This is a genomic window from Acidisoma silvae (assembly GCF_020618775.1).
GTDB classification, from domain to species: Bacteria; Pseudomonadota; Alphaproteobacteria; order Acetobacterales; family Acetobacteraceae; genus Acidisoma; species Acidisoma silvae.
Genome location: NZ_JAESVB010000002.1, coordinates 528,947 through 549,002 on the forward strand (window position 1 = coordinate 528,947; position 20,056 = coordinate 549,002).

The window sequence follows — 20,056 nt, forward strand, 5'->3', positions numbered from 1 at the left end:
ATGGCAAGTATTTTGATACTGGATGATCAGGCCGCCATCGTGATGACCCTGGCACAGATTCTATCGAAGGCGGGACATGACGTCACCACCGGCAGCAATGGCCGGGAAGGGATGACCGAATTGAGCAATGGACTGAAGCCATCGCTGATCCTGACCGACCTCAATATGCCTGAGATGGACGGCATCGCATTCATCCGCGAAGCCCGCAAGACGCCCGTTCACAAATTCACCCCCATCATCGTGCTCAGCGGCGAATCCGACGGCCGCAAACGGGACGAGGCGCGCGCCGCCGGCGCTTCCGGCTGGCTGACGAAACCGCCGCAGCCCAATCAGCTGCTCTATGTCGTCAAGCAATTTCTACCGTCAAAATAAGGTGACTTGAACGCCGGCATGGCACGCGGGCGAGCAGCACAAGGAAAAAATTAGGGAATGGCGCCTACACTCCATCGGCCAAGAGGATAAAACGCCATCGACACGCTGCACCTGCCCGCCAATCTTGACCTGACCGCCGTGGCGTCGCTGCACCGGCAATTGCTGGCCGCACGTGGGCATGATTTGCAGGTCGATGCGACAAGACTGACGCGCATCGGCGGTCTGGGGCTGCAGCTTTTGCTCGCAGCACAATCAGCCTGGAAAGCGGATGGTCGCCGCTTTGGGGTCGAAAATCTGTCGCAGGAGGCTGAGGCCGGATTGTCCCTGCTGGGCCTTCCTGCCGATGCTTTCTTGGATGACGAAGGATAAGGCCTGATGGCTTTGACTGTTCTGACGGTCGATGATTCCCGCACCATGCGGGATATGCTGAAACATTCGCTGATTGCCGCCGGCTTTCGCGTTCTTCAGGCGGAAGACGGCATCGACGGATTGGATGTTCTGAAACGCGAGACGGCGGATGTCATCGTGACCGACGTCAATATGCCCCGTCTGGACGGGTTCGGCTTTATCGAAGCGCTGCGGCGGGATGCCGAAAAGCGCATGACGCCGATCCTGGTGCTGACCACCGAAGCTGACCCTGACAAGAAAAGCCGTGCCAAGGCGGCCGGCGCCACCGGCTGGATCATCAAGCCCTTCGATCCGGCCAAGCTTGTCGATGCCATCCGCCGCGTCTCCGCCTGAGGTCTGATCATGACAGCGGACCCTATGGCGGAAATCAGAGAGGTCTTCTTTCAGGAATGTGAAGATCAGATCTCCGAACTTGAAATGGGCCTGCTGCGCATGGAGATCGGCCAAGGCGATGCCGAGACCGTCAATGCCGTCTTTCGCGCCGTTCATTCCATCAAGGGCGGGGCCGGCATTTTCGCGCTCGATACGCTGGTGCGTTTCGCGCATGGTTTCGAAACCTGCCTTGATCGGGTGCGGAGCGGCCGGCTCGCCATCGATCCTGCGGGCATGGCCCTGCTGCTGCGATCCGCCGATGCGCTGACCGATCTTGTCCGCGCGGCACGCAACGGCGAAGGGGCACAGGACGCCCGCGCGCAGGCCTTGGCGACCGAGCTTGAACGGCTGGCCGCCAAGGGCGATGCCAAACCACCCTCCGCTCCAACCCTGCCCAGAGCCGCGCCGGCAAGCAGCCCGCTCCGCACCTGGATCATCCGCTTCACGCCCAAGGCCGCTCTCTACGCGCATGCCAATGAAACAGCGCTGCTGCTGCGGGAATTGTCGCGTCTCGGCACGGCCGAGGTCGAGATCGACAGCAGCGCCCTGCCTGACCTGACGGAGATGGACCCGGAAGACGCCTATCTGTCCTGGACCGTGACGCTGGCGACGCATCACGATGCCGCAACCCTGCGCGCGGTCTTCGATTTCGTGGAAGACGATTGTGATCTCGATATCTTCGAGCGTCCCGATTTCGCCTTTCAGGACTGGGACAATACGGCGGCCGCCGAATCCGCACCGCAACCGATGCCAGCTGCTGCGATTGAAACCTTGCCCCCGCATCCGGTCGAGGCGATGGCAGCCCAGGCGGAAAGCGCCGGCACGGTCGGTGCCACCATCCGGGTCGATCTGGATCGCGTCGACCGGATGATCGATCTGGTCGGCGAACTCGTCATCACCGAAGCCATGGTCAGCCAGCGCGTGCTGGAAGCGGGGCTTGCCCGCACCTCGGCCATCGCCATGGCCCTGGAGGAGCTGGAGGCTCTGACGCGTGAAATTCAAGACAGCGTCATGGCCATTCGCGCCCAGCCGGTGCGCGCCGTCTTTCAGCGCATACCGCGTCTGGTCCGCGAATTGGCAGCCCAAACCGGCAAGCAGGTGCGGCTGGTCACCGAAGGCGAAGGCACCGAGGTCGATAAGACCGTCATTGAGCGCATTGCCGATCCGCTGACGCATATGATCCGCAATGCCATCGACCATGGGTTGGAATCGCCCGAAGCGCGGATTGCCGCCGGCAAGCCAGCCGAGGGACTGGTCCGTCTGGTGGCGCTGCATCGGTCGGGCCGCATCATCATCGAAGTCTCCGACAATGGCGCCGGCATCAATCGTGCCCGCGTGCGCCAGAAAGCGATCGACCATGGACTGATCAACACTGATGCGCCACTGACCGACGACGAGATCGACAATCTGATCTTCCTGCCTGGTTTTTCCACCGCCAGCGCGGTGTCGGATATTTCTGGCCGTGGCGTGGGCATGGATGTGGTGCGCCGCGCCGTCCAGGCCATGGGCGGCCGCATTTCCATCGCCTCGAAGCCCGGTCAGGGCTCCACCTTCACGCTCAGCCTGCCGCTGACGCTGGCGGTGCTGGACGGCATGGTGGTGAAGACCGCTGACCAGACGCTGATCGTGCCGCTGGCCTCGGTGCTGGAAACGCTGCGGCCCGATGGCGCGGATATCCATCCGCTGGACAATCGCACCGCCGTGCTGGCCCTGCGCGGCGGCTATGTGCCCATCATCGATATCGCCGATGTGCTGGAATTCGGCAGCCGCATCGGCCAGCCGGAGCAGGGCGTCGCCCTGCTGGTGGAAAGCGAGGGCGGCGGCCGGGCCATTCTTCTGGTCGATGAAATCCAGGGTCAGCGGCAGGTCGTTATCAAAAGCATCGAGGCGAATTATCGCGCGGTCTACGGCATCGCCGCTGCCACCGTGATGGGGGACGGCCATGTCGCGCTGATCCTGGATGTCGACACCATCGTCTCCGCGACCCGGGAGTCCAGCCGGCTGGAGGCCCCGCGCAGCTTGTCCCAAGTCTTCTGACCATGCGACCCGGTCAGGCCATCATCGCCGCCGACAATCCGATGCGGAAATTGATCGCCTTTCGCGTCGGCCGGCAGGAATTCAGCGTCGACGTGACCGCGGTGCGGGAGATCAGGGGCTGGACATCGGCCACCATGCTGCCGAAGGCGCCGCGCTATATCCGTGGCGTCATCAACCTACGGGGCGCCGTTCTGCCCATCGTTGATTTCGCCCTTCGTCTCGGCCTGCCAGCGTCCGAGCCGACGGCGCGCAACGTCATCATCGTCGTGCAGGTCGGTCCGAAGCAGATCGGAATTTTGGTCGATGCCGTCTCGGACATCATCACACTGGCACAGAGCCGCATCCAGCCGCCGCCGGATATCGCATCCGAAACGGTCAGCGATTTCGTGCGCGGCCTCATCGCGCTCGATGGGCGCATGATCAGCCTGATAGCGCTTGACCTCGTTCTGCCACCGGACAGCGCGGTGGCCGCCTGATGGAAAGCCAAGACCTTGTGCAGAACGCCGAATTTCCGTTCAAACCCGCCGATTTTCGCACCATCGCGCGGCTGTTGCAGGCCGAAGCCGGCATCGCGCTTGGCGATAACAAAGCCAATCTCGTCTATTCCCGCCTCGCCAAACGCCTGCGCGCTTTAAAACTGCGCACGTTCCGGGATTATTGCACGCTGCTTGAAGGCCCGCAGGGTGCCGCCGAGCTTGGCGAAATGATTGCCGCGCTGACCACCAACGTGACGCGCTTCTTTCGTGAGCCGCATCATTTCGATCATCTGAGAACCCAGCTGATGCCGGCGCTGATCACCGCCGCGCGCAAGGGCCAGCGAATCCGCTTCTGGTCTTCCGCCTGTTCCAGCGGGCAGGAAGCCTATTCCATCGCCATGACCGTGCTCTCCGTCATGCCGGACGCAGCACGCCATGACGTGAAGATCATCGCGACCGATATCGACCCGAAGATGATCGCCTGCGCGGAAGCTGGTCTCTACGCGGAAGCCGCTATGGACTCCGTGCCGGCCCTCCTGCGATCCCGCTGGTTCGTCATCGGCGATAACGGGCAGCATCAGGTGGGCGACGACCTGCGCGCAATTTTATCCTTCCGGCGCCTCAACCTCATCGGCAGTTGGCCCTTAGCCGGACAGTTCCAAGCCATCTTCTGCCGCAACGTGGTGATCTATTTCGACCAGGAGACCCAGGCCCGGCTGTGGGAGCGGATGGTGCCGGCGCTGGCTGCTGAGGGCGCGCTCTATATCGGCCATTCCGAACGCATAACCGGCCCAGCCGCCTCCGCTTTACGGCATGACGGCATCACGACCTATCGCCTGACCGCTTATGCGTCCGCGCCGGCATGACCATCCGTGTCCTCATCGTCGATGACTCACCCACCATGCGCGGCGTCATCGCGGCAAGGCTGCGTGCCGATACGGCCATCACGGTGATCGGTCATGCTGCCGGCCCGCTGGAGGCGCGGCAGGCCATCAAGACACTCAATCCCGATGTGGTGACGCTCGATATCGAAATGCCGGGCATGGATGGGCTGGAATTTTTGGACAAAATCATGCGGCTGCGGCCGACGCCCGTGGTCATGATCTCGTCCCTCACCCAGCGCGGTGCCGATGCCACGCTCCGGGCGCTCGAAATCGGCGCCTTCGACTGCATCGCCAAGCCCAGCCCGGCAGCGCCTGATGGTTTCGACAGGCTGACCGAGGTGGTGAAGGCGGCCGCCGCCTTCCGCCCGCGTCCGCGCACGCTGGCCCCCGCTCCGCAGCCGGATGCCGCGGATTTCCAGCCGGATGGGCGCATCGTCGCCATCGGCGCCTCCACCGGCGGGGTAGAGGCCCTCATCGCCGTATTGTCGCGCTTTCCGGCCAATTGCCCGCCCACCATCGTTACGCAGCATATGCCGCCAAGTTTCACGCGCAGCTTCGCGCAGAGGCTGAACCGGCTTTGCGCCCCAACCGTGGCCGAGGCCGCCGATGGCGCGCGCCTGCTGCCCGGCACCATTCATCTGGCGCCCGGTGACCATCACCTGACGCTCAGCCAGTCTGGGCCCCTGCGTTGCCGTCTCAATACCGGCCCCAAGGTCAATGGCCATCGCCCCTCGGCCGATGTCATGTTCGCTTCCGTCCTGCGCGCAGTCGGTCAGGCCGCCATCGGCGTCATCCTGACCGGCATGGGCCGGGACGGCGCAGAGGAACTGCTCGCCCTGCGGCAGGCGGGTTGCGAGACCATCGGTCAGGATGAAGCCACCAGCATCGTCTATGGCATGCCCCGCGTGGCTTTCGAACTCGGCGCCATCAGCCGGCAGCTGCCCTTGGCGCAGATCGGCGACCACATTATCCGCATGGCGAACAGCCAGCGCCACCCGGCGCGGACGGCATGACCGGCGCTTCACGCATCCATGTCGTTCAGGGCGAGCAGCATGTCAGCAACCATCCGGATGCCATGCTCACCACCATTCTCGGCTCCTGCATCGCCGCCTGCCTGTGGGATCCCGTCAGCGGCTATGGCGGCATGAACCATTTTCTTCTTCCCGGTGTGGACAGCCGCCCGCCGGATGCGCGCGACGCAGGCCCATCGGCCCGCTACGGCGCCCATGCCATGGAACTGCTGGTTAATGCGCTGCTGGCGGCCGGCGCCCGGCGGCAGAACCTGCGCGCCAAGCTGTTCGGCGGCGCTCGCATGATTCAGGGCCTGACCGATATCGGCCATCTCAATGCCGATTTCGCCGAGACCTTCCTGCGGACGGAAGGCATCACCTTCGATGGCGGCAGCCTGCGCGGTCAGTTCGGCCGGCGTGTGCAGTTCTGGCCGGCCAGCGGCAAGGCAAGGCAGGTGCTCCTGCAAGGTGATAGCCGGCCAATGTTCGAGGACGAGCGCCGTGCCGCGACCCTGCCGCCGGATCGCCGCGCCGGCGCCGTCGCATTGTTTTAGCGAAAGCCAGACCGTGGACAGACCAACGCAGCTTGTGCCGATTTTGGACGCCATCGCCGGAGAATTGCGCGAACTTGGCCTGACCATCGACCGCCTTCAGACCATGCTCAGCCCCGCTTTGTTCGATATCGCGGCCGACCGGGACACGGTGCGCGACGCGCAGATGCTGGATCTGATGTCCCAGCGCCTCAGCGAAATCTCGTGCTTTATGGTCTCGCTCAATCTCGTCATCCCTGCCGGCTATGCCGTTAACCCTTCCGCTGCCTTGCAGGCGGTAAAGCTGGCGCAGCTAGCCCATCGGCTGCGCGGCGAGGCAGACGCAGGCAGCGACTATGCGTCAGGGGATGTCGATCTTTTCTGAGACCGCATGGAGGAGACGAAGCGATGTCAAAACACGCTCAGGACGCAGCGGCACGGCAAAGCGAGCGCGCCGACCAGCTTCTGTCGGTTCGCCTGGGCGATCAGGAATTTGCTCTGAACATCATGGATATCAGGGAAATCCGTGGCTGGATCGCCTCAACCCCACTCCCCCATGCGCCCGACTATATCAGGGGTATGATCAATCTGCGCGGACAGGCCCTGGCCATCGTCGATCTGGCGCGACGTCTGGGCCTGCCGGCCAGCGTACCGACACCGGCCTCCGTCGTCGTGGTGGTGGAATGGGAGGAGAAGACCTTGGGCCTCCTGGTCGATGCCGTGTCCGACATCATCACCGTCACCGACGCCATGCGCCAGCCGACACCGGATACGGGTGACGCCACCGCTCCGACCTATGTCGAGAGCCTGGTGATGATCGACCAGAGCATCATCGGCATTCTGTCGCTGTCGGCGGTCATCCCCCGGCCGCAGATGCAACTGACATTCGAAGACGCCTGAGCGTCAGGCAGCGCGGCGCTCCAGCCAATCGGCGGCGCGATGATGCGCGCCAGAGGGCAGCGGCTGCCCGGGATTCATCAGCCAATGCACGACGTCCAGCGTCACCGTGCTGCCGGCGAGGTCGCGATGCAGCAGATGATAGCCGTCCGGGTAATAGGCGAAGACGCGATGGCCACGGCGCTTCTTCTGCTCCAGGCGCCAGCAGGTCGCCATGGCACGCTTGGGCACCAACTGGTCCTTGCCGCCATACAGAAACAAAGTCGGCGGCCGGTGATGGCCGGCGCTGCTCAGCGCCGCATCCATCAGATCAGCCAGGCCCTTCAGGGCATGAATGCTGGCGGAGGGCCGCCGCAGGCTGGGATGGCGCATCGCCTTGATGGCTTCGTGATTGTCGCTCGGCTTGATGCCGAGGCGATCCGCGCTCAGCCGCAGCCAGGGGATCGTCTTATGCGCCCACCACAGCGACAGCCGATGCAGCGCGGCCATTTCCGTGCGGCCCCAGACGGCCGGCGCGCTCAGCACATAGCCGGAGACGGCGAGACCCGGATTGCGGGCAGCCAATACCATCAGCACGGCGGCGCCCATGCTCTCGCCCGCCAGAAACAGCTTCGCCTTTGGGAAGCGCGCGCGCACCACGCGCACCATTTCTTCCGCGTCGGCCACCAGCGGTTCGGTGCCATGCCAGCGGCCATTGCCGGGGGCCGCGCCAAATCCGCGCTGATCGGGCGCGATGATGGCGATGCCGGAAGCGGTAAAATGCGCCGAGGGCGCTTCCCAGGCATCGGCACTGTCATTGATGCCGTGCAGGGCCAGCAGCACGGTATGCGGCGCTTCCGCCGGCAGCCATTCGCGGAAAGGCAGCATGACGCCATCCGCCATGGTGAAGGCGCCGTCGATCTTCCTTGGCCGCGCCCGGCCCGCCTGCGCTCTCTGCGCGCGTTTCGCCCGGACGAAAGCCGGCAAGCTGCGGGCGCCGGGCCGGTCTGCCGTCGGGAAGGCTGCGATATTGCCGAGAGGATCGTGCATGATCCTGTCTGCCTAGCATCGGGACGGTCAGCCGCATAGAAAAATGACATGAGATTGTCACATGGCGGCATCACGAGGATTCCGACTTGCGCAGCCAACCAGCGGACTTAGGGCGGCTTCGCGGCCGCCCCAGGCCTTGAGCCGCCGATCAGCTTTGGCCGGAAGAGCCTGTCTCGTTGCCTGATTCCGGGCGCGTGCGCCGCTCGTCCATAAACTGGTCGAACTCCGCCTTGTCCTTGGCAAATCGCAGCCGGTCCAGAAAGCTGGTGAATTCGGCCTGCTCTTCTTCCAGGCGACGCAGCGTCGCCATGCGGTAATCGTCAAAAGCCTGATTGCCGCTGGATCCGCCACCTGGGCGACCTGGCCCGCTGCCGCGCCGGCCCCAGGCGCCGAACGGGGCGCCGGATGGGCCGCCGCCCCAGCATCCGCCCCGGAAACCCTGGCCGCCGCCGCCGGGCTCCATGCCGAAGACCAGACGGCCGAAGCGCCTGTTGCAGACCGCGAAGACCAGAAACAGGACACCGATGGGCCACCACAGTGCAAAGCCGATGATGGCCCCCGCTATCATGAAGGGCCGGGATATGGCCCAGAGCGCATAGGCTCGCGCATCATCCCGCCAGATCGGGCCTTGCCCGAATACGCCTTGGTTCGCCGCGCCAGACATGTTCTTTTTGGCTCCATGTGAATGTAAGCTACATTTACATTAGGATCGAGCCGTGACGTCGTCAAGATGATTGCAGAGCAGCAAAAGACCTATCGCGGACTGCCCGCCAGGCCGAGGCTTTGCAGATAGACGAGAATGCCAGCTTCCAGCAGATCGTCCGGCGACATCGGCAGCGTGCGGCGGCTGCCGTCCCGCCGCCCGAACAGGGCCGCGACACCATGCGCCATGGCCCAGAGATGCAGGGCGACCATCAGCGGCGGCGGCCGCTCCCCCTTGGGCAAAGTCGCTGCCACAGCCTCGGCCGCCTCACGCATGACCGCGAAAGCGCGTTCGCTGGCCGACAAGAGTCCGGCATGGTCTTCCGGGTTGAGTCTTGCCTCGAACATAGCGGCATAAAAAGCCGGCTCACTGCGGGCAAAGTCGAGATAGGCGCGGCCGATGGCTTCCAGGCCCCGCACCGGTGTCGGACGGCCGCCGGCCCAGGCGCGCAGCAGTGTTTCCGCCAAATGCTCGTAGCCGCGCAGGGCCACTTCGGCGAGCAAGGCATCCGCGTCCCTGAAGTGGCGATAAGGCGCAGCCGGGCTGACACCCGCCCGTCGCGCCGCCTCCGCGATCGTGAAACCGGCCGGGCCTCGCTCGGCAATCAGCACCTGCGCGGCTTCGATCAGCGCTTCGCGCAGATTGCCGTGGTGATAGCCCCGCCTTTGACCTGACCAGCTCATCCCCGCCCCTTACGCCAAGACAGGCGGTTTGGCACGCCCTCAGGCCGTCTGCTCTTCCTTCGGCGCCTCGCAGATATCGACCCATTCTCCGCCGACCAACCCGGCCAAACGGTCGGGCGCGATGCGCAAGGCGGCGTTGATGGCGCCCGCCGCCGGCACGACCTCGTCAAAGGCCCGCAGGGACAGATCGCAATAAATCGGCAGAGTGCGCGGCAGACCGAAAGGGCAGACGCCGCCGACGGGATGACCGGTCATCTCCATCACTTCCTCGGCATTCAGCATGCGCGGCTTGCCGCCCAAAATCGCGCGCGCCTTGCGGTTGTCGAGGCGGGTGGTGCCGCTGGTGACGATCAGCATCGGCCGGTCACCCACCCGCAGGCTCAGGGTTTTGGCAATCTGCGCAGGCTCCACGCCATGCGCTTCCGCTGCCTGCGCCACCGTCGCCGTCACGCTGTCCAACTCGATGATGGCGATATCCGGGGCTTTCTCGGCCAGGAAGCGACGCACAGCCTCAATCGTCATTCGTCCACTCTCTCTTCGCATAACAGTCGCGGGACTATCCCGCGCGGCATAACTCAGGGCAAGCCGCAGGCGTCATGGCTTATTCATCTAGATGTCAAAAAGATCCTTGGATCTTCGGGCTAGAGAGCGAACAGACCGCGCCGCCTCCCACCACGGCGCGTAAAGCCAAGGAACCCGTCCCTATGCGCAAACTGCTCCAGGGCGCCGCCTGTTCGGCGCTTTTCGGCTTCGCGACGCTCGTCGCGTCCAGCGCTTCCGCGCTGGCAGCCAGCCCCTGCCCGGGCGGCGTCATCCATTACGGCGTCATCCCCTATGATGCCTCGGCCGCCTTCGTGCCGCTGTATCACAAGATCGCGGACCTCATCTCCAAGCAGATGGGCTGCCCGGTCGATCTGGAAATCGGTACCAGCTACAATGCGACCATCGAAGCCATGCGCGCCGGCAAGGTCGACATCGCCGAATTCGGTCCGCTGAGCTATATCCTGGCGTCCAAGATCGCCGGCGCGCAGGTCGTCGCGACCTATGCCAAGCCGGACGGCACGCCCGATACCTATACCGCCAGCGTCGTCACCTGGCCGGGCTCCGGCATCACCACCCTGAAGGGCGTTGCCGGCCATACTTTCGCCTATTCCGACCCCGCTTCGACCTCCGGCCATCTTTTCCCGGCCTATGCGCTGAAGAGCGCCGGCATCGACCCCGACCATGGCGTTCAGGCCGTTTATGCCGGCAGCCATACGGCGAGCTATGAGGCCCTGCTGCATCACAAGGTGCAGGCCGGCGAAATCAACAGCCAGGAAATCATTTCTGCCCAGGTCGCCGGCATCTATCAGCCGTCCGACTTCGTGACGCTGTGGACCAGCGCCCCGATTCCTGATGACCCGGTGACGGTGCGCGGCAATCTGCCCGCCGCCTACAAGGCCAAGCTCGCCGATGTGCTCGGTCATCTCGACCTTTCCAGCATCCCGGCGGCCGAGCTCAAGATCACCGGCCTTAAGGGCAAAGGTTACGTCGCCATCGATGACAAGGCCTATGACGGCATCCGCAGCCTCGTCTCGGTGCTGCATCTTGACCTCGCCAAGATGGGTTCATGAGCCAACCGCTCATTGAGGTTTCCGGCCTGGCCATGCGCTACCCCACGGGGCGCATGGCTTTGACGGATGCAAGCCTGACGGTGAACGCCGGCGAATTGGTCGTCATTCTGGGCGCCAATGGCTGCGGCAAGTCAACGCTGCTGCGCTGCGTCGCCGGCATGCTGCAGCCGACAGCCGGCCGCGTCACCGTTGCCGGCAGCCCGATCTCGAACTTGACGGGGCAACGTCTGGCCGACGCGCGCATGGCGCTCGGCATGGTGTTTCAGAACGCGAATCTGGTGAAGCGCCGCAGCGTCATCGCCAATGTCATGGCCGGCACGCTGGGCCGGCACCGGAACTGGAAGACGGCGCTCGGCTTGCTGCCGCACAGCGAAAGGCCCTTCGCGGAACGCTGCCTGGACGAAGTGGGCTTGCTCGGCTTCGCCGACCAGCGCGCCGGCACGCTGTCCGGCGGTCAGGCGCAGCGGTGCTCCGTCGCGCGCGCGCTCGCTCAACGCCCGCTGGCTTTGCTGGCGGATGAGCCGGTGGCCGCCTTGGACCCGGAAGCCGCCGAAGGACTGATGAGCCTGCTGAAGCGCCTGGCGCATGAGGACGGATTGGGCATTCTCTGCGTGCTGCATCAGCCCGATCTGGCGCGCCGCCATGCCGACCGCATTCTCGGCATGAAAGACGGCCGCGTGCTGTTCGACGAAAAGCCCAGCGATGTGCAGGAAGTCGCCGTCTCGGCCCTTTACGCCAAAGCGCCGCTCGAAACCCTGCCCGCGTGAACCGGCTGCCCGGAATAGGTTGAATTGACATCATGCTGAACACCGCTTCCGTGAACGACGTGCTGCCCGGTGCTGCCCAGGCGCGACGGCGCCTGCATCCCATGACCTTCGTGCTGCTTTTTCTGGGTGCGGCGCTGTTCCTGCAATCGGCCTTCGTGGTCCATGCCCGGCCGCAGGATCTGATCACGGGTGCCGCCGGCATCGCCGATATCCTGCACCGCTCCTTCCCGCCGGATTTCGCGGGCCTGCCTGACGCGCTGTGGCCGGCGCTTGAGACGATCGACATGGGCATTTTCGGCACGGCTATTGCCCTGGTCTTCGCCCTGCCGCTGGCGCTGATCGCGGCGCGCAATACCACGCCGGCCAAGCCGCTTTATTTCCTGGCGCGCGGCCTCATCGCGCTGGCTCGCGTCGTGCCCGATCTGGTCTGGGCGCTGATCTTCGTCACCGCCGTCGGCCTCGGCCCCTTCCCCGGCGCGCTCGCCATCGTCATCCACAGCCTTGGCATGATGGGGCGGCTGTTCGCTGAAACCATCGAGGATATCGACATGGGGCCGGTGGAAGCATTGACCATGACGGGCGCCAGCCGCCTCGCCGTTTTCAGCCATGGCGTTATCCCGACCGTGATGCCGTCGCTGCTCGGCATTACGCTCTATCGTCTGGATGAGAATATCCGTTCCTCGCTCATCCTTGGCTTCGTCGGCGCCGGCGGCATCGGCTTTCAGCTTCTGACGGCGATGAACCTGTTCCAGTATCGCACCGTCTCCATGCTGCTCGTGCTGACCTTCATCATCGTCGTCGGTGCCGAGCGCATCTCCGCTGCCTTGCGGCAGCGGATTGCATAGGCAGGCGACCGGTCAATGCAGGCGGGCAGCCCCTTCGGCCGAGAGATAGGCCAGCTTCCCGCCGGCAATGGTCGCGACGATACGCGGGGCAGGCTCGGTGCTGACCACCACCAGATCGCCGCGCAGGCCGGGCGCGATGCGACCGCGATCGGCCAGCCCCGCCGCCTTCGCCGGATTGGCCGAGATCAGCGCCCAACGCTCAGCCAAGCCGTTCTCGCCATGACGCTCAGCCATGATGAAGGCAGCGCGCAGCATCGCCGGGTAGAAATAATCGCTCGTCAGAATATCGCAGAAACCGGCTTCCACCGTCTCGGCCGCGCCGGACCAGCCCATATGCGATCCGCCGCGCACGACATTGGGACTGCCCATGATGACGTGATCGCCGGCCTCGGTCGCGGCCTTTGCCACCTCGATGCTCATGGGGAAGTCGGAAATGCGGGCACCCATGGCACGGAAAGCGTCGCGATCCGCGACGGTCGCATCATCATGGCTCGCCATGGGCAGACCGGCCTGGCGGGCGGCTTCCGCCAGACGCGCCATGGCCGCCGGCACCTGATCCGCCAGCTTGCCGATTTCGGTCGCATGCGCCCGAAAGGCATCGAGTTTCATGCCCGCGCGCTCGCTGTATTTCGCACCGGCCGCGTCATTGCCCATCTTCCGCAGAATGGTCGGCGTGTGATCGTTGATGGAAAACAGATGCACATCGCCGTTCTCGATGCCCCGCAGGGCGAGATCGAGCGCCGGCAGGTTGTAGGTTTCCCAGCGCAGATGAATGCGCATGTCGCAGCTCTGACGCGGACGATTGGCGCGCAGCGCCGCCAACAGGCTAGTCCAGGTTTCGGCGCTGCGCAGCCCCTGCTCCCAGGACAAGGTCACGCCATGAAAGGTTGTGGTGATGCCGTTGGCGAGCAGCTGCGCCTCGGTCTCGGCCACCGCCAGATCCATCGGGAAGCTGACGCCGGGGCGCGGCTGCACCTGCCGCTCGAAGGCGTCGCCATGCAGGTCGATGATGCCGGGCAGAACCAGCAGGCCGGAGGCATCGATGCGGCGCCCAGCGCCGGACGCCTCGGCAATAAGGCCGTCCCGCACACCGATATCGGCGGCGACCAGCCCCTGATCGGCCAGCAGGGCGCGTCCACCCGTGATCGCAAGTTCCATGACTTAGCCTTCCTTTTTCGTCGTCCGGTCGATGTCAATCGATTGTCATTGACTTTAACCGGACAGGTCGTAATGTCTAGACGTCTAGATGAATTCTGGGTGACGATGTTGACACAGGACTTCTTGAACCGCCGCCGCACTTGGATGGCGACCCTTGCCCGGGCGGAGCGTTCGGCGATCGAGGCGCAGCTATCGGCAGAGCCGGCCTTGCCTGACCATACCCGCCTGCGAGGCCCGGAAGCCGGTCTCGTCATGGTGCGGGGCCGTATGGGCGGCAGCGGCGCGCCCTTCAATCTCGGAGAGATGACAGTCACGCGCTGCACCATCCGCAATGCGCGCGGCCAGATCGGCCATGCCTATATCGCCGGGCGCGACGGGCAGAAGGCGGAACTGGCAGCCGCCCTGGATGCCGCCCTGCAAGACCCGGACGATGGTGCTGGGCTTGAGGCAAGGGTGATCGCGCCTTTGGCTGAAGCCTTGACCCAGGCGGACAAGGCGATACGCGCAGAGGCGGAAGCCACGCGCGTCGATTTCTTCACTTTGGCGACGATGCGGTCATGACGCTCGAAAAACCCGGCTTTATCGATCCCGTCGCCGAAGCGCAGGCCTGCTTCCGCCTGGTGCTGCGCACCATGTCGAGCCCCGGCCAAATCGTCACGCTGGCGACCGATGTCGCGACACCGCCGCTGGCTCCCGCCACCGCCGCCGTGCTGCTGACGCTGGTGGATGCCGAAGTCTCGCTCTGGCTGGATGAGCCCCTGGCCGATAGCTGGGACTGGCTGGCCTTCCATGCCGGCGTCGTGCGTGCCGCGGATATCGGCACGGCCGCTTTCCTCTGCACGACCGCACTGCCGCCACTGGCCGATGTGTTCGCCGGTACCGATGACGCACCGGAAACGGGTGCCACCATCATCCTGCAAGTGCCCGCGCTGGACGGCGGCCCGAAGCTGACCCTCTACGGCCCCGGTCTGGAAACGCCGATCGTGATCGCGCCGCAGGGTCTGCCTGCGGATTTCATCGCCCAATGGGAGCAGAACCACCGCCTTTTTCCGCGCGGTGTCGATCTGCTGCTCTGTGCGGGTTCTTCATTCTGTGCCCTGCCGCGAAGCGTCAGGATCGGGGAAGGCTGAGACAATGGCTTATGTTGCCGTCAAAGGGGGTGAGCGTGCGATCGACGCCGCTCATGACTGGCTTGCGCGCACAAGACGCGGTGAGACAGCGGTGCCCGAGATCAAGACCGATCAGATCGCGGAACAGCTTGGCCGCGCCGTCGATCGCGTCATGGCCGAAGGCTCCTGCTACGACCGTGATCTGGCGGCGCTGGCCATCAAACAGGCCCAGGGCGATCTGATCGAGGCCGCCTTCCTGCTCCGCGCCTATCGCACCACCTTGCCACGCTTCGCCTCCTCCCGCCCGGTCGAGACGAGTGCGATGCTGATCCATCGCCGCATCTCGGCCATCTACAAGGATCTGCCGGGTGGCCAGGTGCTGGGGCCGACCTATGACTATACGCATCGCCTGCTGGATTTCGCGCTGGCTGCTGACGCCGACAGCGCCATGGTGCCAGCGGCGGTGCCATCATCCACCGAAGCGGATCAGTCACCGCCTGCCGTCACGCCGCGCGTGCTGGATATGCTGCAAGCTGAAGGGCTAATGGGCGCCGAACCACAGAGCGACGCTGTGCCCGGCGATATCACCCGCGAACCGATGTCCTTTCCGGCCGGACGCGATATCCGTTTGCAGGCGCTGGCCCGGGGCGACGAAGGCTTTCTGCTGGCACTCGGCTATTCCACCCAGCGGGGCTACGGCAATAGCCATCCCTTCGTCGGCGAACTGCGCATGGGTGATGTCTCCATCGAAATCGAACCGCCCGAGCTTGGCTTTGCCATCGATATCGGCCGCATCACGCTGACGGAATGCGAGATGGTCAATCAATTCGGAGGATCGAAGACGGAACCGCCGCAATTCACGCGCGGCTACGGCCTGTGCTTCGGCCATGGCGAGCGCAAGGCCATGGGCATGGCCCTGGTCGATCGTGCCATGCGCGCCGAGGAGTTGGGGGAAGACGCGGATGCGCCGGCCCAGGACATCGAATTCGTTTTGTACCACAGCGACAATATCGAGGCGACCGGCTTCGTCGAGCATCTGAAGCTGCCGCATTACGTCGATTTTCAGAGTGAACTCGAAACGATCCGTCAGATCCGGCGGCGTGCCGAGACAAAACCTGACACGGGTGCAGGAGAGCCGCAATGAACGGCTATAACTTCGCCTATCTGGACGAGCCGACCAAGCGCATGATCCGCCGCGCCATCCTGAAGGCCGTCGCGATCCCCGGCCATCAGGTGCCCTTCGGCGCACGCGAAATGCCTTTGCCCTATGGCTGGGGCACCGGCGGCATCCAGGTGACGGCGGCCATTCTGGGCGCGGACGACGTGCTGAAAGTCATCGACCAGGGCGCCGACGATACCACGAACGCTGTCTCCATTCGCCGCTTCTTCTCCCACGTCGCCGGCGTTGAAACGACGACGCGGACGAGGGACGCGACGGTTATTCAGACCCGCCATCGCATTCCGGAAACGCCGCTGACTGGCGACCAGATCCTGGTCTATCAGGTGCCGCTGCCGGAGCCGCTGGCGAAGCTGGAACCCAGCCGCGCCGAGACGAAGCAGATGCATGCGCTGGCCGATTACGGGCTGATGCATGTGAAGCTGTATGAGGATATCGCGCGCTTCGGCCATGTCACCATTTCCTATGACTATCCGGTGATGGTGAACGGTCGCTATCTGATGTCGCCCTCGCCCATCCCCGCCTTCGACACGCTGAAGATGAACCGCATGCCGGCACTGCAATTGTTCGGCGCGGGGCGCGAAAAACGCATCTACGCCGTGCCGCCCTATACCACCGTGCGGCCGCTGGATTTCGACGATCATCCCTTCAGCCTGACCCGCGCGCCTCATGCCTGCGCGCTATGCGGTGCGACGAACAGCTATCTGGATGAGGTCGTGACCGACGATCGCGGCAGCCGCATGTTCGTCTGCTCCGACACCGATTACTGCGCCGACAGACGCGGTGAGATGGAAGGAGACGCGTCATGACCCTTCCCCTCCTTGAAGCGCATGACCTGCAACTGCAATTCGGGTCCATTCGCGCGCTGGACCATGTCTCCATGGCGCTTTGGCCGGGTGAGGTGCTAGCCATCGTCGGCGAAAGCGGCTCCGGCAAGACGACGCTGCTGAAAGTGCTGTCCGGCAGCGACAAGCCCGATGCCGGTCAGGTTCTGTATCGCGATCCGGAACTGGCGCTGCACGACGTCCATGCCATGGGCGCGCCACAATTGCGCGCCCTGCATCGCTCCGACTGGGGGTTTGTGCAACAGAACCCGCGCGACGCGCTGCGCATGGGCGTTTCGGCCGGCGGCAATGTCGGCGAGCGGCTGATGGCGCAGGGAGACCGAAACTACGGCAATATCCGTCAGGTCGCGCTGGACTGGCTGGCCCAGGTCGAAATCGACGGCCGCCGGATAGACGATCTGCCGCGCACCTTCTCGGGCGGTATGCTGCAACGCCTGCAAATTGCGCGCACGCTCGCGACCCATCCGCGTCTGGTCTTCATGGATGAACCGACCGGCGGGCTGGATGTCTCGGTGCAGGCAAAACTGCTCGACCTTATCCGCTCCCTCGTCTCCCGCCTCGGCCTCGCCGTCATTCTGGTGACGCATGATATCGCCGTCGCGCGGCTGCTGGCCGGGCGCATTCTGGTCATGCGGCGCGGCCAGGTGGTGGAAACGGGCTTGACCGATCAGGTGCTGGACGATCCGCAGCATCCCTATACGCAGCTTCTCGTCAGTTCGGTGCTCCAGGCATGATGAACACGGCCGGCCATCCCATGCTGAAAACCCATGGCGTCCACAAATCCTTCACCCTGCATCTGCAAGGCGGCACCACCATGCCGGTGCTGGAGAATGTGGAGCTGACCGTCAATTCCGGCGAATGCGTCGTGCTGTCCGGCCCGTCCGGCGCCGGCAAGTCCACCCTCATGCGCAGCCTTTACGGCAATTACCGCGTGGGCGAGGGCAGCATCCTCATCCGCCACCAGGATAGTTGGGTTGATCTGGCGACCGCCGATCCGCGCAGCATCCTGGCCGTGCGTCGCGATACGCTGGGCTATGTCAGCCAGTTCCTGCGCGTGGTGCCGCGCGTGCCGACCATCGAAATCGTGGCCGAGGCCCTGACGCTGCGTGGCGCCGATCATGCGGAAGCCGTCACCCGCGCCCGCACCCTGCTGCTGCGCCTTAACCTGCCGGAGCGGCTGCATAACCTGCCCCCGGCCACCTTCTCGGGCGGTGAGCAGCAGCGCGTGAACCTCGCGCGCGGCTTCATCGGCGGCCATCCTATTTTGCTTCTGGACGAACCGACAGCCTCACTTGATGCTATTAACCGTGATGCGGTCGTGGGATTGGTGGCGGAGGCGAAAGCCGCTGGCACCGCAATCCTCGGCATCGTCCATGACCTGCCGACGCGCGACGCCATCGCGGATCGCTTGTTCAAACTTTACCCCGCGCAGATGGCCGCCGCATGACCCAAATTGTTTTAACAAACGCCACCATCGTTCTTGAGGACAGTGTTGTTCAGGGCACGGTCGTCGTGCAGGACGGCCTGATCCGGGATATTTTTTCCGGCAAGGTCGTGGCCGCAGGCGCTGTCGATCTGGACGGCGATATTCTGATGCCCGGCATCATCGACCTGCATACCGACAATCTGGAGCGGCAGGTGTTGCCGCGCCCCGGCGCGCGATGGCCGTCCCGCTCGGCCTTTCTGGCGCATGACGCACAATGCGCGGTCGCCGGCGTCACCACGGTTTTCGACGCGCTTTGTGTCGGTAACCTCAATTTCGACGACGAAGACCGTATTCAGACCTTTCAGGACGGGGTCAAGGACCTGACGGCGCTGGCTGAAACCGGTCTGTTCAAGGCCGATCACCTGCTGCATCTGCGCTGCGAAATGCCGGCCAAGGACATGCTGCGGATGGCGGCCCCGGTGCTGGATCATCCGCTGATGCGCATGGTCAGCCTGATGGACCATACGCCCGGCGTTGGCCAATATGCCGACCTCGAGCGCTACCGCAAGCGCCGTGGCATCGACGGTTCCTCTCTCGCCCGGATCGACGCCGAAATCGCGGAATTGCAGGCGCAACGCGCTCGTCTGCGCGCGCCCAACCGTCAGGCGCTGCTGGAACTGGTCCGTGCGCGCAATCTTGTTATCGCCAGCCATGATGACGAGACGATTGAGGAGGTGGAGGCGAACGCCGCAGACGGCATCAATATCAGCGAATTCCCGGTCCGGCTGGCGGCCGCAACCCATGCCAAGGCTATGGGCATGACGGTCATCGCAGGCGCGCCCAATATCGTGCGCGGCGGATCCCATTCCGGCAATGTCTCGGCCGCCGACATGATTGCCGCCGATGCCGTGGACGCTCTCGCCTCGGATTACGTGCCGCCCGCTTTGCTGGAAGCCGCCTTCGCCATCGCCGATAGCGGCGTGCCGCTGCACCGCGCGATCGGCTTCGTCACCACCGGTCCTGCGCGGATGGCCAAACTGAATGACCGTGGGCGCATCGCGCCGGGACTGCGTGCGGACTTGGTGCGGGTACGCCGGGTTGCCGGTCTAACGGCCGCCGTCTCCGTCTGGCGCCAAGGCAGCCGGGTCGCATGACCGGGCGGCTGGTCTTGATCGTCGGCCCATCGGGTTCCGGCAAGGATACGCTGCTCGCTGGCGCTGCGGGGGCGCTGGGGGACAATCCGCATTTCGTCTTCGCTCGCCGCACTGTGACCCGTGAAGCAGCCTTCGAGGATCATGACACAGCGACGGTCGCGGATTTCCTGGCGCGCCGTGCGGCGGGCGAATTCGCGCTTTTCTGGGAAGCGCATGGCCTGCATTACGGCATTCCGCATAGCGCCATCGGCGCCTTGACGGCGGGCCATATCGTCGTCGCCAATGTGTCGCGTTCGGTGGTCAGGGACGCCGCCGAACGCTACCCCGTCAGCGTCATCGAAATCACGGCGCCTGAAGCGGTCCGTGCCGCACGGCTGGCAGACCGCCGCCGGGAATCATCGGCAGCGATCGACGCACGTCTTGCCCGCGACATGGGGATGGAGGGCATTACCCCCCATCGCATCGTCAATGACGGCACGATCGCGGAAGGGGTTGCGGCACTCGCGCGGCAGTTTACCGCACTGGCCGCCGAGGCCCTGCCCGAACTGATGCGGCACTGAG

General features: G+C 64.7%; 26 protein-coding genes. 21 read left to right on the forward strand and 5 right to left on the reverse strand.

Annotated elements, in window-relative coordinates; all coding sequences use genetic code 11:
• The 10 genes from ASILVAE211_RS07075 (at window position 1) to ASILVAE211_RS07120 (ending at window position 6,989) form a co-directional block, all read left to right on the forward strand.
• Window positions 1-372: a response regulator gene (locus ASILVAE211_RS07075; protein WP_227320589.1), complete on the forward strand. Its 372-nt coding sequence runs from the start codon at window positions 1-3 to the stop codon at window positions 370-372.
• A gap of 111 nt (window positions 373-483) precedes the next feature.
• Window positions 484-741, forward strand: coding sequence for an STAS domain-containing protein (locus ASILVAE211_RS07080; RefSeq protein ID WP_227320765.1), 258 nt, complete (start codon window positions 484-486; stop codon window positions 739-741).
• 6 nt (window positions 742-747) lie between these two features.
• Window positions 748-1,113: a response regulator gene (locus ASILVAE211_RS07085; RefSeq protein WP_227320590.1), complete on the forward strand. Its 366-nt coding sequence runs from the start codon at window positions 748-750 to the stop codon at window positions 1,111-1,113.
• A gap of 9 nt (window positions 1,114-1,122) precedes the next feature.
• Window positions 1,123-3,189, forward strand: coding sequence for a chemotaxis protein CheA (locus ASILVAE211_RS07090; RefSeq protein WP_227320591.1), 2,067 nt, complete (start codon window positions 1,123-1,125; stop codon window positions 3,187-3,189).
• 2 nt (window positions 3,190-3,191) lie between these two features.
• On the forward strand, window positions 3,192-3,665 hold the full coding sequence (locus ASILVAE211_RS07095; protein ID WP_227320592.1) for a chemotaxis protein CheW: 474 nt from the start codon (window positions 3,192-3,194) through the stop codon (window positions 3,663-3,665).
• Window positions 3,665-4,531: a CheR family methyltransferase gene (locus tag ASILVAE211_RS07100; protein WP_227320593.1), complete on the forward strand. Its 867-nt coding sequence runs from the start codon at window positions 3,665-3,667 to the stop codon at window positions 4,529-4,531. Before ASILVAE211_RS07095 ends, ASILVAE211_RS07100 begins: the two co-directional genes overlap by 1 nt.
• On the forward strand, window positions 4,528-5,562 hold the full coding sequence (locus ASILVAE211_RS07105; protein WP_227320594.1) for a protein-glutamate methylesterase/protein-glutamine glutaminase: 1,035 nt from the start codon (window positions 4,528-4,530) through the stop codon (window positions 5,560-5,562). The genes ASILVAE211_RS07100 and ASILVAE211_RS07105 overlap by 4 nt, the downstream gene beginning before the upstream one ends.
• On the forward strand, window positions 5,559-6,113 hold the full coding sequence (locus tag ASILVAE211_RS07110; RefSeq protein WP_319799541.1) for a chemotaxis protein CheD: 555 nt from the start codon (window positions 5,559-5,561) through the stop codon (window positions 6,111-6,113). The genes ASILVAE211_RS07105 and ASILVAE211_RS07110 overlap by 4 nt, the downstream gene beginning before the upstream one ends.
• 13 nt (window positions 6,114-6,126) lie before the next feature.
• Window positions 6,127-6,474 (forward strand): hypothetical protein, encoded by a 348-nt coding sequence (locus ASILVAE211_RS07115; RefSeq protein ID WP_227320595.1) that lies wholly within the window; start codon window positions 6,127-6,129, stop codon window positions 6,472-6,474.
• Window positions 6,475-6,497: 23 nt separating this feature from the next.
• Window positions 6,498-6,989 carry a chemotaxis protein CheW gene (locus ASILVAE211_RS07120; RefSeq protein WP_227320596.1) on the forward strand — a complete coding sequence of 164 codons (492 nt, stop codon included), beginning with the start codon at window positions 6,498-6,500 and terminating at the stop codon, window positions 6,987-6,989.
• 3 nt (window positions 6,990-6,992) lie between these two features.
• Here ASILVAE211_RS07120 and ASILVAE211_RS07125 read toward each other — a convergent pair whose 3' ends face one another.
• From ASILVAE211_RS07125 to ASILVAE211_RS07140, 4 genes are all read right to left on the reverse strand, one after another.
• Window positions 6,993-8,015, reverse strand: a complete 1,023-nt coding sequence (locus ASILVAE211_RS07125) for an alpha/beta fold hydrolase (protein ID WP_227320597.1) — start codon at window positions 8,013-8,015, stop codon at window positions 6,993-6,995.
• Between the two features lie 148 nt (window positions 8,016-8,163).
• Window positions 8,164-8,679 (reverse strand): DUF2852 domain-containing protein, encoded by a 516-nt coding sequence (locus tag ASILVAE211_RS07130; protein WP_227320598.1) that lies wholly within the window; start codon window positions 8,677-8,679, stop codon window positions 8,164-8,166.
• 89 nt (window positions 8,680-8,768) lie between these two features.
• Window positions 8,769-9,401, reverse strand: a complete 633-nt coding sequence (locus ASILVAE211_RS07135; RefSeq protein ID WP_227320599.1) for a TetR/AcrR family transcriptional regulator — start codon at window positions 9,399-9,401, stop codon at window positions 8,769-8,771.
• 39 nt (window positions 9,402-9,440) lie between these two features.
• On the reverse strand, window positions 9,441-9,923 hold the full coding sequence (locus tag ASILVAE211_RS07140; RefSeq protein ID WP_227320600.1) for a YbaK/EbsC family protein: 483 nt from the start codon (window positions 9,921-9,923) through the stop codon (window positions 9,441-9,443).
• A gap of 182 nt (window positions 9,924-10,105) precedes the next feature.
• On the opposite strand from ASILVAE211_RS07140, the gene ASILVAE211_RS07145 reads away from it, so the two are divergent.
• The 3 genes from ASILVAE211_RS07145 to phnE are packed head-to-tail and all read left to right on the forward strand — an operon-like array spanning window position 10,106 to window position 12,626.
• The gene (locus tag ASILVAE211_RS07145; RefSeq protein ID WP_227320601.1) at window positions 10,106-11,014 is read left to right on the forward strand and encodes a phosphate/phosphite/phosphonate ABC transporter substrate-binding protein; all 909 of its coding nucleotides are present in this window, start codon (window positions 10,106-10,108) and stop codon (window positions 11,012-11,014) included.
• On the forward strand, window positions 11,011-11,781 hold the full coding sequence (locus tag ASILVAE211_RS07150; protein ID WP_227320602.1) for a phosphonate ABC transporter ATP-binding protein: 771 nt from the start codon (window positions 11,011-11,013) through the stop codon (window positions 11,779-11,781). The genes ASILVAE211_RS07145 and ASILVAE211_RS07150 overlap by 4 nt, the downstream gene beginning before the upstream one ends.
• 32 nt (window positions 11,782-11,813) lie before the next feature.
• A complete protein-coding gene (gene phnE, locus ASILVAE211_RS07155) occupies window positions 11,814-12,626 on the forward strand; it encodes a phosphonate ABC transporter, permease protein PhnE (RefSeq protein WP_227320603.1) in 813 nt (270 codons plus the stop codon).
• A gap of 12 nt (window positions 12,627-12,638) precedes the next feature.
• Here phnE and ASILVAE211_RS07160 read toward each other — a convergent pair whose 3' ends face one another.
• Complete coding sequence (locus ASILVAE211_RS07160; protein ID WP_227320604.1) at window positions 12,639-13,784, reverse strand: alpha-D-ribose 1-methylphosphonate 5-triphosphate diphosphatase; 1,146 nt, start codon at window positions 13,782-13,784, stop codon at window positions 12,639-12,641.
• A gap of 72 nt (window positions 13,785-13,856) precedes the next feature.
• Here ASILVAE211_RS07160 and phnG point away from each other — a divergent pair, with 72 nt between their 5' ends.
• Genes phnG through phnN form a run of 8 tightly spaced genes read left to right on the forward strand, consistent with a single transcriptional unit; the run spans window position 13,857 to window position 20,055 of the window.
• Window positions 13,857-14,345 carry a phosphonate C-P lyase system protein PhnG gene (gene phnG, locus ASILVAE211_RS07165; RefSeq protein ID WP_227320605.1) on the forward strand — a complete coding sequence of 163 codons (489 nt, stop codon included), beginning with the start codon at window positions 13,857-13,859 and terminating at the stop codon, window positions 14,343-14,345.
• Window positions 14,342-14,914, forward strand: coding sequence for a phosphonate C-P lyase system protein PhnH (gene phnH / locus ASILVAE211_RS07170; protein ID WP_227320606.1), 573 nt, complete (start codon window positions 14,342-14,344; stop codon window positions 14,912-14,914). Before phnG ends, phnH begins: the two co-directional genes overlap by 4 nt.
• Before the next feature lie 4 nt (window positions 14,915-14,918).
• Entirely contained in the window at window positions 14,919-16,037 is a 1,119-nt protein-coding gene (locus ASILVAE211_RS07175; RefSeq protein ID WP_227320607.1) for a carbon-phosphorus lyase complex subunit PhnI, read from the forward strand.
• The gene (locus ASILVAE211_RS07180) at window positions 16,034-16,879 is read left to right on the forward strand and encodes an alpha-D-ribose 1-methylphosphonate 5-phosphate C-P-lyase PhnJ (protein WP_227320608.1); all 846 of its coding nucleotides are present in this window, start codon (window positions 16,034-16,036) and stop codon (window positions 16,877-16,879) included. Before ASILVAE211_RS07175 ends, ASILVAE211_RS07180 begins: the two co-directional genes overlap by 4 nt.
• Window positions 16,876-17,649 carry a phosphonate C-P lyase system protein PhnK gene (gene phnK / locus ASILVAE211_RS07185; RefSeq protein ID WP_227320609.1) on the forward strand — a complete coding sequence of 258 codons (774 nt, stop codon included), beginning with the start codon at window positions 16,876-16,878 and terminating at the stop codon, window positions 17,647-17,649. The genes ASILVAE211_RS07180 and phnK overlap by 4 nt, the downstream gene beginning before the upstream one ends.
• Window positions 17,646-18,362, forward strand: coding sequence for a phosphonate C-P lyase system protein PhnL (gene phnL / locus ASILVAE211_RS07190; protein WP_406566022.1), 717 nt, complete (start codon window positions 17,646-17,648; stop codon window positions 18,360-18,362). Before phnK ends, phnL begins: the two co-directional genes overlap by 4 nt.
• A complete protein-coding gene (locus ASILVAE211_RS07195; protein WP_227320610.1) occupies window positions 18,359-19,495 on the forward strand; it encodes an alpha-D-ribose 1-methylphosphonate 5-triphosphate diphosphatase in 1,137 nt (378 codons plus the stop codon). The genes phnL and ASILVAE211_RS07195 overlap by 4 nt, the downstream gene beginning before the upstream one ends.
• Entirely contained in the window at window positions 19,492-20,055 is a 564-nt protein-coding gene (gene phnN / locus ASILVAE211_RS07200; protein WP_227320611.1) for a phosphonate metabolism protein/1,5-bisphosphokinase (PRPP-forming) PhnN, read from the forward strand. Before ASILVAE211_RS07195 ends, phnN begins: the two co-directional genes overlap by 4 nt.
• Window position 20,056: the final 1 nt, after the last annotated feature.

Excerpts from the sequence above, each read along its gene's own strand:
- ASILVAE211_RS07075 (WP_227320589.1), top strand. The coding sequence starts at position 1 with ATGGCAAGTATTTTGATACTGGATGATCAGGCCGCCATCGTGATGACC.
- ASILVAE211_RS07085 (WP_227320590.1), top strand. The coding sequence starts at position 748 with ATGGCTTTGACTGTTCTGACGGTCGATGATTCCCGCACCATGCGGGAT.
- ASILVAE211_RS07090 (WP_227320591.1), top strand. The coding sequence starts at position 1,123 with ATGACAGCGGACCCTATGGCGGAAATCAGAGAGGTCTTCTTTCAGGAA.
- ASILVAE211_RS07095 (WP_227320592.1), top strand. The coding sequence starts at position 3,192 with ATGCGACCCGGTCAGGCCATCATCGCCGCCGACAATCCGATGCGGAAA.
- ASILVAE211_RS07100 (WP_227320593.1), top strand. The coding sequence starts at position 3,665 with ATGGAAAGCCAAGACCTTGTGCAGAACGCCGAATTTCCGTTCAAACCC.
- ASILVAE211_RS07105 (WP_227320594.1), top strand. The coding sequence starts at position 4,528 with ATGACCATCCGTGTCCTCATCGTCGATGACTCACCCACCATGCGCGGC.
- ASILVAE211_RS07110 (WP_319799541.1), top strand. The coding sequence starts at position 5,559 with ATGACCGGCGCTTCACGCATCCATGTCGTTCAGGGCGAGCAGCATGTC.
- ASILVAE211_RS07120 (WP_227320596.1), top strand. The coding sequence starts at position 6,498 with ATGTCAAAACACGCTCAGGACGCAGCGGCACGGCAAAGCGAGCGCGCC.
- ASILVAE211_RS07125 (WP_227320597.1), bottom strand. The coding sequence starts at position 8,015 with ATGCACGATCCTCTCGGCAATATCGCAGCCTTCCCGACGGCAGACCGG.
- ASILVAE211_RS07130 (WP_227320598.1), bottom strand. The coding sequence starts at position 8,679 with ATGTCTGGCGCGGCGAACCAAGGCGTATTCGGGCAAGGCCCGATCTGG.
- ASILVAE211_RS07135 (WP_227320599.1), bottom strand. The coding sequence starts at position 9,401 with ATGAGCTGGTCAGGTCAAAGGCGGGGCTATCACCACGGCAATCTGCGC.
- ASILVAE211_RS07140 (WP_227320600.1), bottom strand. The coding sequence starts at position 9,923 with ATGACGATTGAGGCTGTGCGTCGCTTCCTGGCCGAGAAAGCCCCGGAT.
- ASILVAE211_RS07145 (WP_227320601.1), top strand. The coding sequence starts at position 10,106 with ATGCGCAAACTGCTCCAGGGCGCCGCCTGTTCGGCGCTTTTCGGCTTC.
- ASILVAE211_RS07150 (WP_227320602.1), top strand. The coding sequence starts at position 11,011 with ATGAGCCAACCGCTCATTGAGGTTTCCGGCCTGGCCATGCGCTACCCC.
- phnE (WP_227320603.1), top strand. The coding sequence starts at position 11,814 with ATGCTGAACACCGCTTCCGTGAACGACGTGCTGCCCGGTGCTGCCCAG.
- ASILVAE211_RS07160 (WP_227320604.1), bottom strand. The coding sequence starts at position 13,784 with ATGGAACTTGCGATCACGGGTGGACGCGCCCTGCTGGCCGATCAGGGG.
- phnG (WP_227320605.1), top strand. The coding sequence starts at position 13,857 with ATGTCTAGACGTCTAGATGAATTCTGGGTGACGATGTTGACACAGGAC.
- phnH (WP_227320606.1), top strand. The coding sequence starts at position 14,342 with ATGACGCTCGAAAAACCCGGCTTTATCGATCCCGTCGCCGAAGCGCAG.
- ASILVAE211_RS07175 (WP_227320607.1), top strand. The coding sequence starts at position 14,919 with ATGGCTTATGTTGCCGTCAAAGGGGGTGAGCGTGCGATCGACGCCGCT.
- ASILVAE211_RS07180 (WP_227320608.1), top strand. The coding sequence starts at position 16,034 with ATGAACGGCTATAACTTCGCCTATCTGGACGAGCCGACCAAGCGCATG.
- phnK (WP_227320609.1), top strand. The coding sequence starts at position 16,876 with ATGACCCTTCCCCTCCTTGAAGCGCATGACCTGCAACTGCAATTCGGG.
- phnL (WP_406566022.1), top strand. The coding sequence starts at position 17,646 with ATGATGAACACGGCCGGCCATCCCATGCTGAAAACCCATGGCGTCCAC.
- ASILVAE211_RS07195 (WP_227320610.1), top strand. The coding sequence starts at position 18,359 with ATGACCCAAATTGTTTTAACAAACGCCACCATCGTTCTTGAGGACAGT.
- phnN (WP_227320611.1), top strand. The coding sequence starts at position 19,492 with ATGACCGGGCGGCTGGTCTTGATCGTCGGCCCATCGGGTTCCGGCAAG.